The organism is Chitinophagaceae bacterium C216 (assembly GCA_028485475.2).
GTDB lineage: Bacteria > Bacteroidota > Bacteroidia > Chitinophagales > Chitinophagaceae > Niabella > Niabella composti.
In genome coordinates this window covers 1,158,102-1,171,148 of the sequence record CP144143.1, presented here as the reverse complement: position 1 = coordinate 1,171,148, position 13,047 = coordinate 1,158,102, and the positions used below count along the sequence as shown (strand labels likewise).

At 41.5% G+C, this 13,047-nt stretch carries 14 protein-coding genes and 1 other RNA gene; 10 read left to right on the top strand and 5 right to left on the bottom strand.

What is annotated here, in order from left to right; all coding sequences use genetic code 11:
- The first annotated feature begins 132 nt into the window (after window positions 1-132).
- The 5 genes from nadB (at window position 133) to PIECOFPK_RS04795 (ending at window position 4,996) form a co-directional block, all read left to right on the top strand.
- Window positions 133-1,752 carry an L-aspartate oxidase gene (gene nadB / locus PIECOFPK_RS04815; RefSeq protein WP_330973277.1) on the top strand — a complete coding sequence of 540 codons (1,620 nt, stop codon included), beginning with the start codon at window positions 133-135 and terminating at the stop codon, window positions 1,750-1,752.
- A gap of 47 nt (window positions 1,753-1,799) precedes the next feature.
- A complete protein-coding gene (locus PIECOFPK_RS04810; RefSeq protein ID WP_330973276.1) occupies window positions 1,800-2,675 on the top strand; it encodes a lysophospholipid acyltransferase family protein in 876 nt (291 codons plus the stop codon).
- A 55-nt stretch (window positions 2,676-2,730) separates the two neighbouring features.
- An RNA gene (ffs, locus tag PIECOFPK_RS04805) (signal recognition particle sRNA small type) lies at window positions 2,731-2,830 on the top strand.
- A gap of 192 nt (window positions 2,831-3,022) precedes the next feature.
- Entirely contained in the window at window positions 3,023-3,676 is a 654-nt protein-coding gene (gene fsa / locus PIECOFPK_RS04800; RefSeq protein WP_330973275.1) for a fructose-6-phosphate aldolase, read from the top strand.
- Window positions 3,677-3,760: 84 nt separating this feature from the next.
- Window positions 3,761-4,996, top strand: coding sequence for an ABC transporter permease (locus PIECOFPK_RS04795; protein ID WP_409966810.1), 1,236 nt, complete (start codon window positions 3,761-3,763; stop codon window positions 4,994-4,996).
- A gap of 2 nt (window positions 4,997-4,998) precedes the next feature.
- Here the strand turns inward: PIECOFPK_RS04795 and PIECOFPK_RS04790 are convergent, their stop codons facing one another.
- Window positions 4,999-5,733, bottom strand: a complete 735-nt coding sequence (locus tag PIECOFPK_RS04790; RefSeq protein WP_409966638.1) for a TrmH family RNA methyltransferase — start codon at window positions 5,731-5,733, stop codon at window positions 4,999-5,001.
- An 18-nt stretch (window positions 5,734-5,751) separates the two neighbouring features.
- Between PIECOFPK_RS04790 and PIECOFPK_RS04785 the strand changes: the two genes are divergently transcribed.
- Window positions 5,752-8,121, top strand: coding sequence for a BamA/TamA family outer membrane protein (locus PIECOFPK_RS04785; RefSeq protein WP_330973273.1), 2,370 nt, complete (start codon window positions 5,752-5,754; stop codon window positions 8,119-8,121).
- Between the two features lie 26 nt (window positions 8,122-8,147).
- Here the strand turns inward: PIECOFPK_RS04785 and PIECOFPK_RS04780 are convergent, their stop codons facing one another.
- Window positions 8,148-8,930 (bottom strand): TIGR00730 family Rossman fold protein, encoded by a 783-nt coding sequence (locus PIECOFPK_RS04780; RefSeq protein WP_330973272.1) that lies wholly within the window; start codon window positions 8,928-8,930, stop codon window positions 8,148-8,150.
- A gap of 233 nt (window positions 8,931-9,163) precedes the next feature.
- On the opposite strand from PIECOFPK_RS04780, the gene PIECOFPK_RS04775 reads away from it, so the two are divergent.
- The 4 genes from PIECOFPK_RS04775 to PIECOFPK_RS04760 all read left to right on the top strand — a co-directional run bounded on the left by PIECOFPK_RS04775 (window position 9,164) and on the right by PIECOFPK_RS04760 (window position 11,043).
- Entirely contained in the window at window positions 9,164-9,934 is a 771-nt protein-coding gene (locus PIECOFPK_RS04775; RefSeq protein WP_409966637.1) for an exodeoxyribonuclease III, read from the top strand.
- Entirely contained in the window at window positions 9,934-10,248 is a 315-nt protein-coding gene (locus PIECOFPK_RS04770) for a DUF4286 family protein (protein WP_330973270.1), read from the top strand. Before PIECOFPK_RS04775 ends, PIECOFPK_RS04770 begins: the two co-directional genes overlap by 1 nt.
- Window positions 10,249-10,548: 300 nt before the next feature.
- Complete coding sequence (locus tag PIECOFPK_RS04765; RefSeq protein WP_330973269.1) at window positions 10,549-10,818, top strand: HU family DNA-binding protein; 270 nt, start codon at window positions 10,549-10,551, stop codon at window positions 10,816-10,818.
- A gap of 99 nt (window positions 10,819-10,917) precedes the next feature.
- Window positions 10,918-11,043, top strand: a complete 126-nt coding sequence (locus PIECOFPK_RS04760) for a 30S ribosomal protein THX (protein ID WP_330973268.1) — start codon at window positions 10,918-10,920, stop codon at window positions 11,041-11,043.
- A 68-nt stretch (window positions 11,044-11,111) separates the two neighbouring features.
- Here the strand turns inward: PIECOFPK_RS04760 and PIECOFPK_RS04755 are convergent, their stop codons facing one another.
- From PIECOFPK_RS04755 to pyrH, 3 genes are all read right to left on the bottom strand, one after another.
- Complete coding sequence (locus PIECOFPK_RS04755; protein ID WP_330973267.1) at window positions 11,112-11,438, bottom strand: DUF6686 family protein; 327 nt, start codon at window positions 11,436-11,438, stop codon at window positions 11,112-11,114.
- A gap of 93 nt (window positions 11,439-11,531) precedes the next feature.
- Entirely contained in the window at window positions 11,532-12,173 is a 642-nt protein-coding gene (gene pdxH / locus PIECOFPK_RS04750) for a pyridoxamine 5'-phosphate oxidase (RefSeq protein ID WP_409966636.1), read from the bottom strand.
- Window positions 12,174-12,200: 27 nt separating this feature from the next.
- On the bottom strand, window positions 12,201-12,911 hold the full coding sequence (gene pyrH / locus PIECOFPK_RS04745; RefSeq protein WP_330973265.1) for a UMP kinase: 711 nt from the start codon (window positions 12,909-12,911) through the stop codon (window positions 12,201-12,203).
- Between the last annotated feature and the right edge of the window lie 136 nt (window positions 12,912-13,047).

The window sequence follows — 13,047 nt, the reverse complement described above, 5'->3', positions numbered from 1 at the left end:
ATGCGTTATTAGCAAAATTCCTTATGTATGAAAAATTTTATGTACGTTTGAAGCAGTATATCAATAGAAAAGGAGCATGTAGCCTGTAACGCTTCAGGCCTCTGTTTCGGATTATAAACTTAATGCTTGTACATGCAACAGGTAGATTTTTTAGTAATAGGCACAGGTATAGCCGGCCTTACATATGCCTATAAAATGGCATCCCGATACCCCGATAAAAAAGTCCTGATACTTACTAAGGCCGATGCCGAAGAAACGAACACTAAGTATGCACAGGGCGGGGTGGCTGTAGTGCGAGACTGGCAGAATGATAGTTTTGAAAAACACATAGAAGATACCCTGATTGCAGGCGATGGGCTGTGTAATGAGAAGGTTGTGGAAATTGTTGTAAAAGACGGTCCCGAACGCATACAGGAATTAATAGACCTAGGCGCTAATTTTGACAAGGAAGAAAGCGGCGATTACAAATTGGGTAAGGAAGGTGGGCACAGCGAATCGCGCATCATTCATCATAAAGATATTACCGGCTGGGAGATGGAACGCACCCTGCTGAATGCAGTAGCCGGCATGAGCAATATCGAAATCATCAATCACTGCTTTGTCGTAGACATTATTACCCAACACCACTTGGGCTATCTGGTCACCAAAGCCACTCCGGATATTGAATGCTACGGCGTGTACGCTTTAAATCAAAAGACAAACGACATAGAAACCATCCTTGCCAAAACCACTTACCTAGCAACAGGAGGCAACGGTCAGGTGTATAGAACCACAACCAACCCTGCCATTGCTACAGGTGATGGCGTAGCGATGGTATACCGTGCCAAAGGACGTATCGAGAATATGGAATTTATACAGTTCCATCCCACAGCCCTATACGAACCCGGCCTGAGAGGGCAGGCTTTTTTAATTACAGAAGCTGTGCGCGGCGACGGTGGTATTCTGCGTAATAAAAAAGGCGAAGCCTTCATGGCTCGCTATGATGAGAGAAAAGATTTGGCGCCTCGCGACATCGTAGCACGTGCCATCGACAATGAAATGAAAACTGAGGGAACAGAGCACGTATGGCTGGATTGTCGACACATGGACCAAGAAAAATTCATCGAACACTTTCCCAATATTTATGAAAAATGTAAGAGTATCGGTATAGACGTAAGCAAGGACATGATCCCTGTGGCTCCTGCAGCGCATTATAGCTGTGGAGGTATTAAAGTAGATGAGTGGGGACAGACCTCCATCAAAAACCTTTATGCCGTGGGCGAATGCAGCAGCACCGGACTGCACGGTGCTAACCGCTTAGCAAGCAACTCCCTACTCGAAGCTATGGTATTTGCGCACAGATGTTTTCTACATGTATCGCATAAAGTAGATAATAATCTACTTTCGGAACACCCCACTCGCAAGCTGAACATACCGGCGTGGAATGCCATGGGGACCAGCACGCCTAAAGAGCTGATACTTATTACCCAAAGCCTTAAAGAGTTGCAGCAAGTAATGAGCGATTATGTAGGTATTGTACGTAACAACATCAGACTGGAACGCGCCATCAAAAGAATCGATTTGCTCTGGGAAGAAACAGAGCAATTGTATAAAACCAGTACACTTTCACCCAATATCCTGGAACTACGCAATCTGATTACAGTGGGCTATCTGATTGTGAAAGGAGCTATCTTCCGTAAGGAAAGTCGCGGACTGAATTATAATACCGATTATCCTTATAAAAGCAAGCTGATACAGAACATCGTATTATAATTACTGAAGAGCATGTACTTCAGTGATACGATTTAGGCATTATACTCATGTACTATATTGTTTATACTTTTTTTTATTTAATGTCATTACTCCCACTTAGGGTGCTTTATTTCATTTCCGATGGCATATACGGCATTCTTTACTATATAGTCCGCTATCGCCGGGAAGTGGTAATGAACAATCTGCTTATTGCTTTCCCTGAAAAAAGCGAAGAGGAAAGAACTGCTATTGCAAAAAGCTTTTATCATAAATTAATCGATTCGATGATAGAATCGTTAAAACTGCTTTCAGCATCCGACGCTTTTTTTGAGAAAAGATTTAGAGGGAATTGGGAGGTTGTAGAGCAATTCTATCAAAACGGACGTTCGGTGCAGCTACATCTAGGACATAATTTTAACTGGGACTGGGGCAATATGATGATAGCCCGCAAAACCTCTTTCCAGTTTATTGGTGTATACATGCCTATCCACAATAAAGCATTTGAAAAACTATTCAAGAAAATACGTAGTCGCGGTGGTGCTCATCTCATCAATGCTACCAAGATGGCACGCGAATTTCTGCCTTTCCGTCGTTCGTTGTATTGTCTGGGTTTGATTGCAGATCAAAGCCCAGGTCGCATAGACAAAGCCAAATGGTTTTATTTCTTTAACAGAAAAACCGCTTTTACCATAGGCCCTGCTAAAAGCGCCATTACCAATGATGCAGTTATAGTATTCGCATTTATCAAATGTGTAAAGCGCGGCTACTATGAAGTAGAGTTTACCGTAAACACCCAACATCCGCGCGAGCAAAACGCAGATCAGCTCACTTTACAATTTGTTAAGTTTTTGGAAAATAACATTAGGCAATATCCGGATATGTGGTTGTGGAGCCATCGTAGATGGAAACATGAGTGGAAAGAAGGTGATACTGTAGTCACATAAATAAAACTGCCCCATAAAACCTTTGGCAGGTTGCCCCCGATACACTATTTTTGCGGCGCAGGTCTCATACGGCCAGCTCCTGATAAACCTCCCCAGGGCCGGAAGGCAGCAAGGATAGTCGGTTGTAGCGGCGCGATGTGAGTAGCCTGCATTTTTTATTTTAAATATTTCAGCCCGGATTTATTGATTATTGCCAATCTTTTCTAAACTTTGATAAGGGCAAGCTTGTTAGTTTATTAAACCTTTATACATCCGATTGCTGACACAAGGACCCACAAGCCCTGATGTTATGCTATTTATAAAAAAGGTGAAAAAAGTTCTTATAACAATTTAAACGTTTACGTTTTATGAAATTCTTTATTGATACGGCTAACCTCGATCAAATCAAAGAGGCCAACGACTTAGGTATCTTAGATGGTGTGACCACTAACCCCTCCTTAATGGCCAAAGAAGGGATTAAGGGACAGGAGGCCATTATGAAGCACTACCTCGACATCTGCGAAATCGTAAATGGCGACGTAAGTGCCGAAGTGGTAAGCACCGATTATGAAGGCATTATTGAAGAAGGGAAAAAGCTAGCAGCCCTTCATCCTAATATTGTGGTAAAAGTACCGATGATTAAAGACGGTATTAAAGCCATCAAATGGTTTACCGACAATGGTATTAAAACCAACTGTACACTAGTATTCAGTGCCGGACAGGCTATATTGGCTGCAAAAGCCGGAGCTACTTATGTTTCGCCATTTATCGGCCGTATTGACGATAGCGGCTGGGATGGTGTTCAGCTAATCGAGCAAATCGCTCATATCTACAATGTGCAAGGCTTTAAAACCCAAGTATTGGCAGCCTCCATTCGCAACACAAATCATATCATTCGCTGTGCCGAAGCCGGAGCTGATGTATGTACCTGTCCGCTGGAACCCATTTTGGGCTTATTAAAACATCCGCTTACTGATATAGGTCTGGCTAAGTTCTTGGAAGATGCCAAGAAATGGCAGTAATTTTTGGTTATTTGTTTATGAGTTGAGAGGTTAGCAGCATAACAGATCATTTATTTATCATTCAACTTTTAAACTAAGCAGACCATAGGACTATCATCGTTTATAGCGAATCGGATAGCATTTAATCAAAACCGATCATTTTCGAAATTTATTATAAGGCTGTCCATAGCCGCTACCACCATCAGCGTAGCGGCTATGATTATTACTTTGGCTTTTGCCAACGGCTTCCAGCAAAAAGTTAGTGAAAAGATTTTCAGTTTCTCCGGACACATAAGGGTGCAGTATGTAACCCCTTTTGCATCCTTAACTTCAGAGGAAATTGCCATTAATGCCGACAGTAGCACCATGCTGAAAATCAAAGCCGACCCTGACGTACAAACTATTCATCCCTATGCCACACGTTATGCCATTCTAAAAACACCTGAAGACCTACAAGGGGTACTCGTGAAAGGTATAGATAAGCATTTCGATTTCACCAGGCTGGAGGAGTTTATGGTTAAAGGCCGTTTTCTGTCATTTAACGACAGTTCTTATAGCCGGGACATTGTTATTTCCCAAAAAACTGCATCTGAATTAAAACTCGATGTAGGCGACCGAGTGCTCATCTATTTTATCCGACCCGACGGTTCTAAAAGACCTGATCGCCTCACTGTGAAAGGGATATTTAAAACCGGTATTAGCGACTTTGATAACACATTTGCACTGGGCGATTTAAAACTCATTCGCAGACTTAACGGCTGGGAAGAAGACGAAATAGGCGGATATGAAATTTTCCTGAAGGATTACAGAAAAGTCGATGAAGTAATCCAACACCTCGAAACGCTGCCCGACCTTCCCCCCACGTGGAGTGTACGTAATATCAAAGAGCTGGCGCCCAATATTTTCGATTGGCTTAATATGCAAAATGTAACACGCAATGTGCTCATCGGTATCATGATTATTGTAGCTATTATTAATCTCATTACCTGCCTCATCATATTAGTACTCGAACGCATGCGTATGGTAGGTATTTTGAAAGCCGTTGGTGCTACAGATTGGATGGTACAGAAGATATTTTTGCAACACAGCACATTCATTGCCCTCACCGGTATTCTGGCAGGAGCTGCAATTGGCCTAGGTTTATTGTATGCCCAGATAAAAACAGGTTTTATCAAGCTTAACGAAGAAGCATATTATCTCCATACCGCAGCCGTTAAAATATCGGCCTGGGAAGTGGCACTTATCTGTTTCAGCACCTTTATCATTTGTTTTTTGGTACTGATGATTCCCTCTTACATCGTAAGAAAAGTGCAGCCGGTAAAGGCCATCCATTTCAGATAATATTAAGTGAGGTGAGAAAGAATAATGCCTGTAGCCACTGCCGCATTTAGAGATTCGGCAGCACCGATTTTAGGAATTGTAATTTTCTCATGAAGCAGCGGCAGCACATTTTCCCTAATTCCGCGAGATTCGTTACCAATAACTAGCAATCCTTGGTGTAGAGTTTCGAAGGTTTGCAAGGGTTTTCCGTTTAAAGAAGCACCGTAAATCTTTACGCCAGACTGTTGCTGTAGCCAAGCAGCCAAATCGGTATATAACAATTCAATCCTAAAAATGCTACCCATAGTAGCTTGTACTACTTTAGAGCCATACGCATCGGCACAGTCTGTACTGCAAATAATCTGTCTAATCCCAAACCAGTCAGCAGTGCGTATAATAGTACCCATATTGCCGGGGTCCTGAATACCATCCAGTACCAGAGCTAAATGGTCTTTCTTAAATTCAAATTTTTGGTGGAAAGGTTTTTCTATCAGTGCCAATACCTGATTGGGAGTAGTGAGTTGGGATATTTTTTTTAATTCGATATCGGTTACTAGCTGAAATTCTCGCCCAGATATGGCGGTTTTGTTCTGTAATAACCATTCTTCCGTAGCATAAATCTTGCGGATACGGATATTTTGTGCAGCAAATGCTTCACTTACTATCTTGGGGCCTTCCACAACAAAAAGGCTTTCAGCATCCCTTTGTTTTTTTTGGCTTAAAGTTTGAATATATTTGGCCTCAGATTTAGTAAGCATTTACATTAATTCAGACAATTGCTTAACAAAGTATCAGTATACAAAAATACAGGACTTTATCTCTTACCAATAGTATTGGTACTGTTTTTTTCATCCTGTACCATCTTCACTGTCGTAAAGAATGAGCCGGCAGGCAAACCCTATATTTTCGAAACCAACATTAAAGTAGATGACGCCCGGCTTACGAAAAGCGAAAAGCTCCGACTGGAAGGAGGATTGTATCAGCAACTTGATGACAGCATTGCCGCACGCAAATTAGATAAGGTATTCTGGAAAGTTTTGAAGAATCCGCAGGTATTAGATAGCAGTCTTATTACAAAATCCATGGAGCATATGAATTACTACCTCAATGGCGAGGGGTATTTTCATGATTCCATATCATTCACCACAGCAATAGAGAATGCCGGAGCGCATCAGAAAGCACGTATCACCTTCCATGTAAAACCCGGCCCTGTTACACGCATCGACTCTCTAGCATATACGCTTTTGAATGACAGTATTAAAAACCTTGTTGAAAAGAATACCGATGCTGCGTTTGTCAAAGAAGGCGATCCCTTTGCCCAAGCACCTTTGTCTGCCGAACTGGACAGACTCGTAGAACTCCATCGCAATAATGGATATCTTTTGTTTTCTAGAAACCAGCTTTACGTATTGTGGGATACGATGGACCTGGAATTGCTGGTACCGGAGTTCGATCCTTTTGAGCAGGCCATGCATTTGCAGAAACTCAAGGAACGGGTAGATAATCCCATCGCCAACATTGAAATTAGGCAAAGACCCGATAGTACTTTTAAAAAATATTATGTAGGCAATGTTACGGTATATCCCGATACCCGAACCGACACCTTGAGGAGTGCAGGAAAAATAACTACCCTAGATAATGTAACTGTTATACAGCGCTCCAATAAATTTAGACCTCATATATTTCCTCAATACATTTATCTGAAAAGAGGTGAGCTATACAGGCAAAATCGTTATATGCGTACGCTGAACCGCTTTAATGCATTAGGCACATGGCGACTGGTAGATATTGCGCAGATTCCGCGAGATAATACCGATACTGTGGATTTTGAAATACAACTCAATCCTGCTCCCAAATACAATTTTACTACCAATTTGGAAAGCAGTTTCAGCGAAAGTGCCATCAGCGGTCGCTTTGTAGGTATAGGCGTCAATGTAGGGTTGCAAAACCGAAATTTTCTCCGGAGTGCCAGTCAGTTTAACACCAATGTTCGCTATGGTGTCGAACTGGGAGGGATTATCAATTCCGGAGAATTTATACAAGCACAGCAGGTAAGTCTGAGCAACTCTCTTGTATTCCCACGCTTTGTATTTCCTGGTATGCACAAATTGAAACGCGACTTTAGAGGAAATATCCAGTCAGTTCTTACACTGAATGCAGCGAATACCGAAAGAAGATACTTATTCAATCTTACCAGCTTTAATACGGCCTGGGGATATGACTTCACTTGGCGTGCCCGTCCCGAAAAATATGCAGTAAATAATCGCACCTATTCCATAGGCATTAAAATTCCCAATATTGAATACTCTTATATCAAGAAAAGAGATCGGTTGCTCACGCTTATAGATAGCAATCCTTCTATCAAAAATCTATTCTCAGATGGTTTAATTACCTCGGTTATTGCCAATTTTTCCATGCCTTGGAACAGCAGCAACAAACGTAGTATTAATGTGCTGAAATTAAACCTGGAAGCATCGGGGTTGCTTACGGGCATGGTGCATAGTAAGTTTATCGATGAACAATTGTATCGCTTTATAAAAGCAGATGCAGAATATGCGAAGTTGCTTAAGCTGGGCAGCCAATCCGGATTGGTATTACGTGGTTTCGCAGGGATAGGATATGAACTAGAGTCCACACCCAATCCAGAAAAGCGTACACAATTACCATTCTTCAAACAATACTTTAGTGGAGGTCCCAACAGTATGCGTGCATGGCAATTGCGACGACTGGGTCCTGGCTCTACCATTAAAAAATTTGATGGGCCTTATAGTGTGCCCGACCGATTTGGAGATGTTCAGCTGGAAGCTAATATTGAGTACCGGATGCCATTGTTCAATATCTCAGGCATTCCTATCAATGGGGCATTGTTTACCGATATCGGAAACGTGTGGCTGCTGAAAAAAGACGCCGGGCTGGAGAATGAGACCTTCAAATTATCGCGTTTGGGAACCGACTTGGCTATCGGAGCCGGAGCCGGTATCAGAGCCGATTTCGGCTTCTTTGTCATACGCTTGGATTATGCCTATAAAGTGAAGGACCCCAGCCCCGACTTAGAGAATGCGGCATATCAAAACAAATTCTTTGCTTATCCTTTCTTCAAAGGAAGTCAGTTGCAGGTGGGCATCGGCTATCCTTTCATTTTCTAAGCAGGCTCATCGCAATCCTCTCTTTGCTAACTTTTCTCAAATAACCAAGGAATACGTTTTCTTCTTTTGATTTTATAGTTAGAGGTAATATACTTGCGAATATGTTCCATTGCCTCATCAATATCATCTGTAAGCAATACCAGCTCCAAGTCTTCGGGGGATATCGTTCCTTTTTCGGCCATATCCTCAATGGCTGTCATTAGATCGGCATAAAATTCTTTTCCGAACAACACGATAGGAAACTCGGTCACGGTTTTGGTTTGCACCAATGTCAGGATTTCAAAAAACTCATCCATGGTACCAAAACCACCGGGCATAATGATAAAAGCATAACTATACTTAATGAGCAACGTCTTACGGGTAAAAAAATGCTCAAAGGTTACCGCTTTGGTGAGATATTGGTTGTAGTGTTGTTCAAAAGGAAGTTTAATATTACATCCTACCGATTTGCCTCCTGCTTCAAAAGCACCGCGGTTAGCAGCTTCCATAATACCGGGACCACCACCAGTCATGGTAGTAAACCCCATCTCCGCAATACGACGACCAAACTCTCTGGCCTTTTTATAATAAATATGATCTTCCGAAAAACGGGCCGAGCCAAATACGGTAATACAAGGCCCTACGAAGTGCAAACTTCGCAAGCCTCTAAAAAGCTCCCATGCTACTTTACACAAAAACACAAATTCGTATCCGCGACTTTTGGGACCTTCCAGGTACACGGCTTCTTTAGCAGGTATAATGGGTTCGGCAATTTTTCTAGCTTTCCTTTTTTTCGCAAACTCGTGTGTAGATTCTTTTGTAGATTCCATAAACAGCAAGAACAATTTTACAATACGAATGTTTCATCCGGCAAACTACCATCTTCAAGAAAGGTACTTTCCTTCAGCGAATATAAAGGATAAAAAATTGTAGTGAAATATTAAGCATCCAAATAAAATCCTCATAATAGCTAATTAATAAGTTCAAACTATATCCATAACTACTAAATACTATTAATAGCAAGATAAACTTATTTTTGTTCCTCACCGATCAACTCACTATCATGCGTATCATCAGCTACAATGTAAACGGCATACGTGCCGCTATTAAGAAAGGGTTTATAGATTGGCTACAGTCCGATCCGGGAGATATCATCTGTCTTCAAGAAACCAAAGCCGAAAAGAGCAACATTGACTGCTCCGTTTTAAATGAAATGGGCTACCATGATTACTGGTTCTCGGCCCAAAAGAAGGGATATAGTGGAGTAGCCGTATTTACCAAAATAAAGCCAGATAATGTGGTTTATGGAACCGGCCATCAAGTAAGTGATGAGGAAGGACGTGTTATACAGCTAGATTTTGGCGACGTTCGTCTTATCAATGCCTATTTCCCTTCAGGAACCAGCGGGGAAGTAAGACAAGGCTTTAAATACGCATGGCTAGACGAGTTTTTCGACTACGTCAATGAGCTTAAAAAGAAGCATCAAAAGCTGATTATATGTGGCGATTACAATATCGCACACAAAGAAATAGACATTCACGACCCAAAGGGCAATAAAAATTCTTCAGGATTTTTGCCCGAAGAACGCGCTTGGATGGATAAATTGCTAAGCCATGGCTTTCACGACACCTTTCGCATTGTGCACCCTAATGAAGCGCACCGTTACAGCTGGTGGAGCCAACGCTTTCCTAGCGTACGTCTGAATAACAAAGGCTGGCGTATTGACTATATTACAGTTACGGACGCTTTGAAAAACAAAGTAGAAGATGCTGAAATTTATCCCGATGTAAAGCACAGTGATCATTGCCCTGTGTATTTAAAACTGAAAGTATAATGCAACCCCGTATTGTATATAATGTTACCAGCAAAGTAAGCCATCAGATTCACGAAGCTTGGCTACAGTGGATGCGAGAGCATCATATTCCCGCTATGTTGGCAACAGGTTGCTTTATAAAAGCAACCATCTTAAAACTAAAAGAAATCGACGAGAGCGAAGGACCTACCTATGCTATTCAGTATTTTGCCGCCTCTGAAGCGGATTATCGACGCTATCTTTCACAATATTCAGATGCCTTAAGACAGGAAACCTTGGACAAATGGGGTGATCAATACATCGCATTTCGCACTGTAATGGAGATTGTGAATTGAATGTGCATAAGATTTTTGAGAGTGTTCGTTTATTCAAAAAAAAATGTATATTCCTCTATAAGCCTCTACAGTAGCGTATTTGAAGCAACTCCTTCCAAAATCCTTGTCTGTAGCGGATTTCAGCCGATTCGCTCATTTCATACCAACCTATTAGCCTCTCCCGTCTTTTGCGCAAATCCTTACTCCGTCTAGCTTTGACAGCAATTTTCTGAGGAGATTTATAACAAAATATTTTGTTAGTATGAGATAAAACCCTCTAAATTTGTTGTACTTAAAAGTAAACACACTAAAAATTAAATTATGAACAAGTCTGAATTGATTGAAAAGCTTGCTAAAGATGCCGGCATTACTAAAACACAAGCTAATGCTGCCTTAGATTCATTCATTGATGCTGTTACTAAAACCTTGAAAAAAGGAGATAAAGTAACTCTGGTAGGTTTTGGTACTTTCTCTGTATCTAAAAGAGCTGCACGTAACGGACGCAACCCACAAACCGGTGCAGTTATCAAAATCAAAGCTAAAAAAGTGGCTCGCTTTAAAGCTGGTAAAGAGCTTGCTTCTAAGCTCTAACCGCGTAGTCGCACAAAGTATTGAATGCCCTGCCTTAGTCAGGGCATTTTTCGTGAATTTTATGTAGGTTTGCGGCAAAATTGAAACAACTATTATATTATGGGTAAAGGCGACAAAAAAACCGTAAAAGGTAAACGTTTTAAAGGTTCATTTGGAAAATGCCGCCCGCGTAAAAAGAAAAAACTGGCGGCGAAAAAAGTTGCTGAAACTGAAGCGGCTAAGTAATTTCAACTTACGAAAAAACAAATTGCTAAACAGGAGCTCTAAGCTCCTTTTTTTATTATCTGTCTTCTCTATCCGAACAATCCTAGCAATTCCTGCACCTTTATTTCATTATCCGCCTCCTCGAGCATTCCGTAAAGTCTGGAAAGCTCGTTGGGTGTAAGCAACAGATTCACATCACTCGCAGATGTAGGAATGATAATAATTTTGGCGTCTCTATTGATATAAGCGTAGTTATGAGCTGCCTTATTTCGAACATGACTGCAGAAAACAGTAAAGTTTGCTTCATCCACTGTAATCAGAGTTGAAATGAAAGCAATCTGATAGTGCCTGCATTGTTTACAGCGCACTATATACCCTTCATCACAATAACAAAGGAATTGAAAATCGCAGGACATAAGTTGTTTTCCTGCAAAAGTTCTTCATCTCCCCAATTTTATAGCTTCGCATTCGGGAAAAGATTTTACCATATGCGGAAAAATAATCGATGACTAAGGAGCCAGGCGCTGAATGAGCCAATCACCCTTATCCTGCAAAGTGTATAGAATTCTATCATGTAGCCTGTTTGGTCTTCCTTGCCAAAATTCGAGGCTCTCCGGCTTCAAAATATAACCACCCCAGTAGTCGGGTTTTTCAATCTTATGTCCTTTTTTAACAGCTTCTTCTAAAGCTTGTACTCTCGATTCTAACTCCTGTCTATCGGCAATTACACGGCTTTGTGGCGATGCGCAGGCCCCAATTTGACTGCCTTCAGGTCGGGAGAAAAAGTATGCTTCACTTTTTTCCTTAGACACTTTTGACACTACCCCTCTAATGCGCACTTGACGCTCCAGTTCCTTCCAAAAGAAAACTAGGCATGCACGAGGATTTTGCGCTAACTGTTGGCCTTTCTGACTTTCATAATTGGTAAAGAAAGTAAAGCCCTCTTGAGATACTCCCTTGAGTAGTACAATACGAGCGTCAGGAACTCCATCTAGCGATGCTGTTGCAAGGGTCATTGCATTAGGCTCTGTAATCTGCGAATGAATGACCTCATCCCACCATTTTTCGAACTGCGCTATAGCGTCTGGCAATACATCTGCTTCAGAAAGGCTTTTCTGGGAATATTGGGTTCTGATATCAGCGATGTTCATATGATGCTATTAAACAGCTGTGGACCATTAACTGATGAGTGTACCTACATCTTCTCCAGCCACTACTTTTGCCAAATTGCCTGGTTTATTCATATCAAATACAATAATCGGTAATTTATTTTCCATACACAAGGTAAAGGCAGTCATATCCATAATGCGTAGATTATTGGTAAGACACTCCTGATAGCTTACGGTTTTATATCGGGTTGCGGTGGGGTCTTTTTCTGGGTCGGCGGTATATACGCCATCTACGCGGGTACCTTTTAAAATTACATCAGCATTAATCTCTATTGCTCTCAGTGAACCTGCCGTATCAGTAGTAAAATAGGGGTTTCCGGTTCCGGCTCCAAAGATGACCACTCTTTCCTTCTCCAAATGCCTAATGGCTCTGCGACGAATATAGGGCTCTGCAATCTGTTCCATTACAATAGCGCTTTGCAGGCGTGTAAACACTCCGGCCTTTTCCAGGCCTGCCTGAAGAGCCATACCGTTAATCACCGTTGCCAACATTCCCATATAATCGCCATGCGCGCGCTCAATTCCCGTCTGAGCTTCATTCATTCCTCTGTAAATATTACCACCACCGATTACTATAGCAACCTGAACACCCATGTCCACTACAGCCTTGATTTCCTGTGCGTATTGGGTAATAATATCGGGGTCCATTCCATAATTTCTATTACCCATTAAAGACTCTCCTGAAAGTTTTAACAATATCCGCTTGTATTTAGGTTGCATTTCAACTTATTTTTATTAGGATAATTGGTTTTTTACAAGGCGAAGATAGGGAACAGTTAAAAAGTTTGCAGACTTAAAGCTTGAAAAGTTTTCATCAACTGATGGAAGAGGACACTAAAGCTGCCATATTATTAAG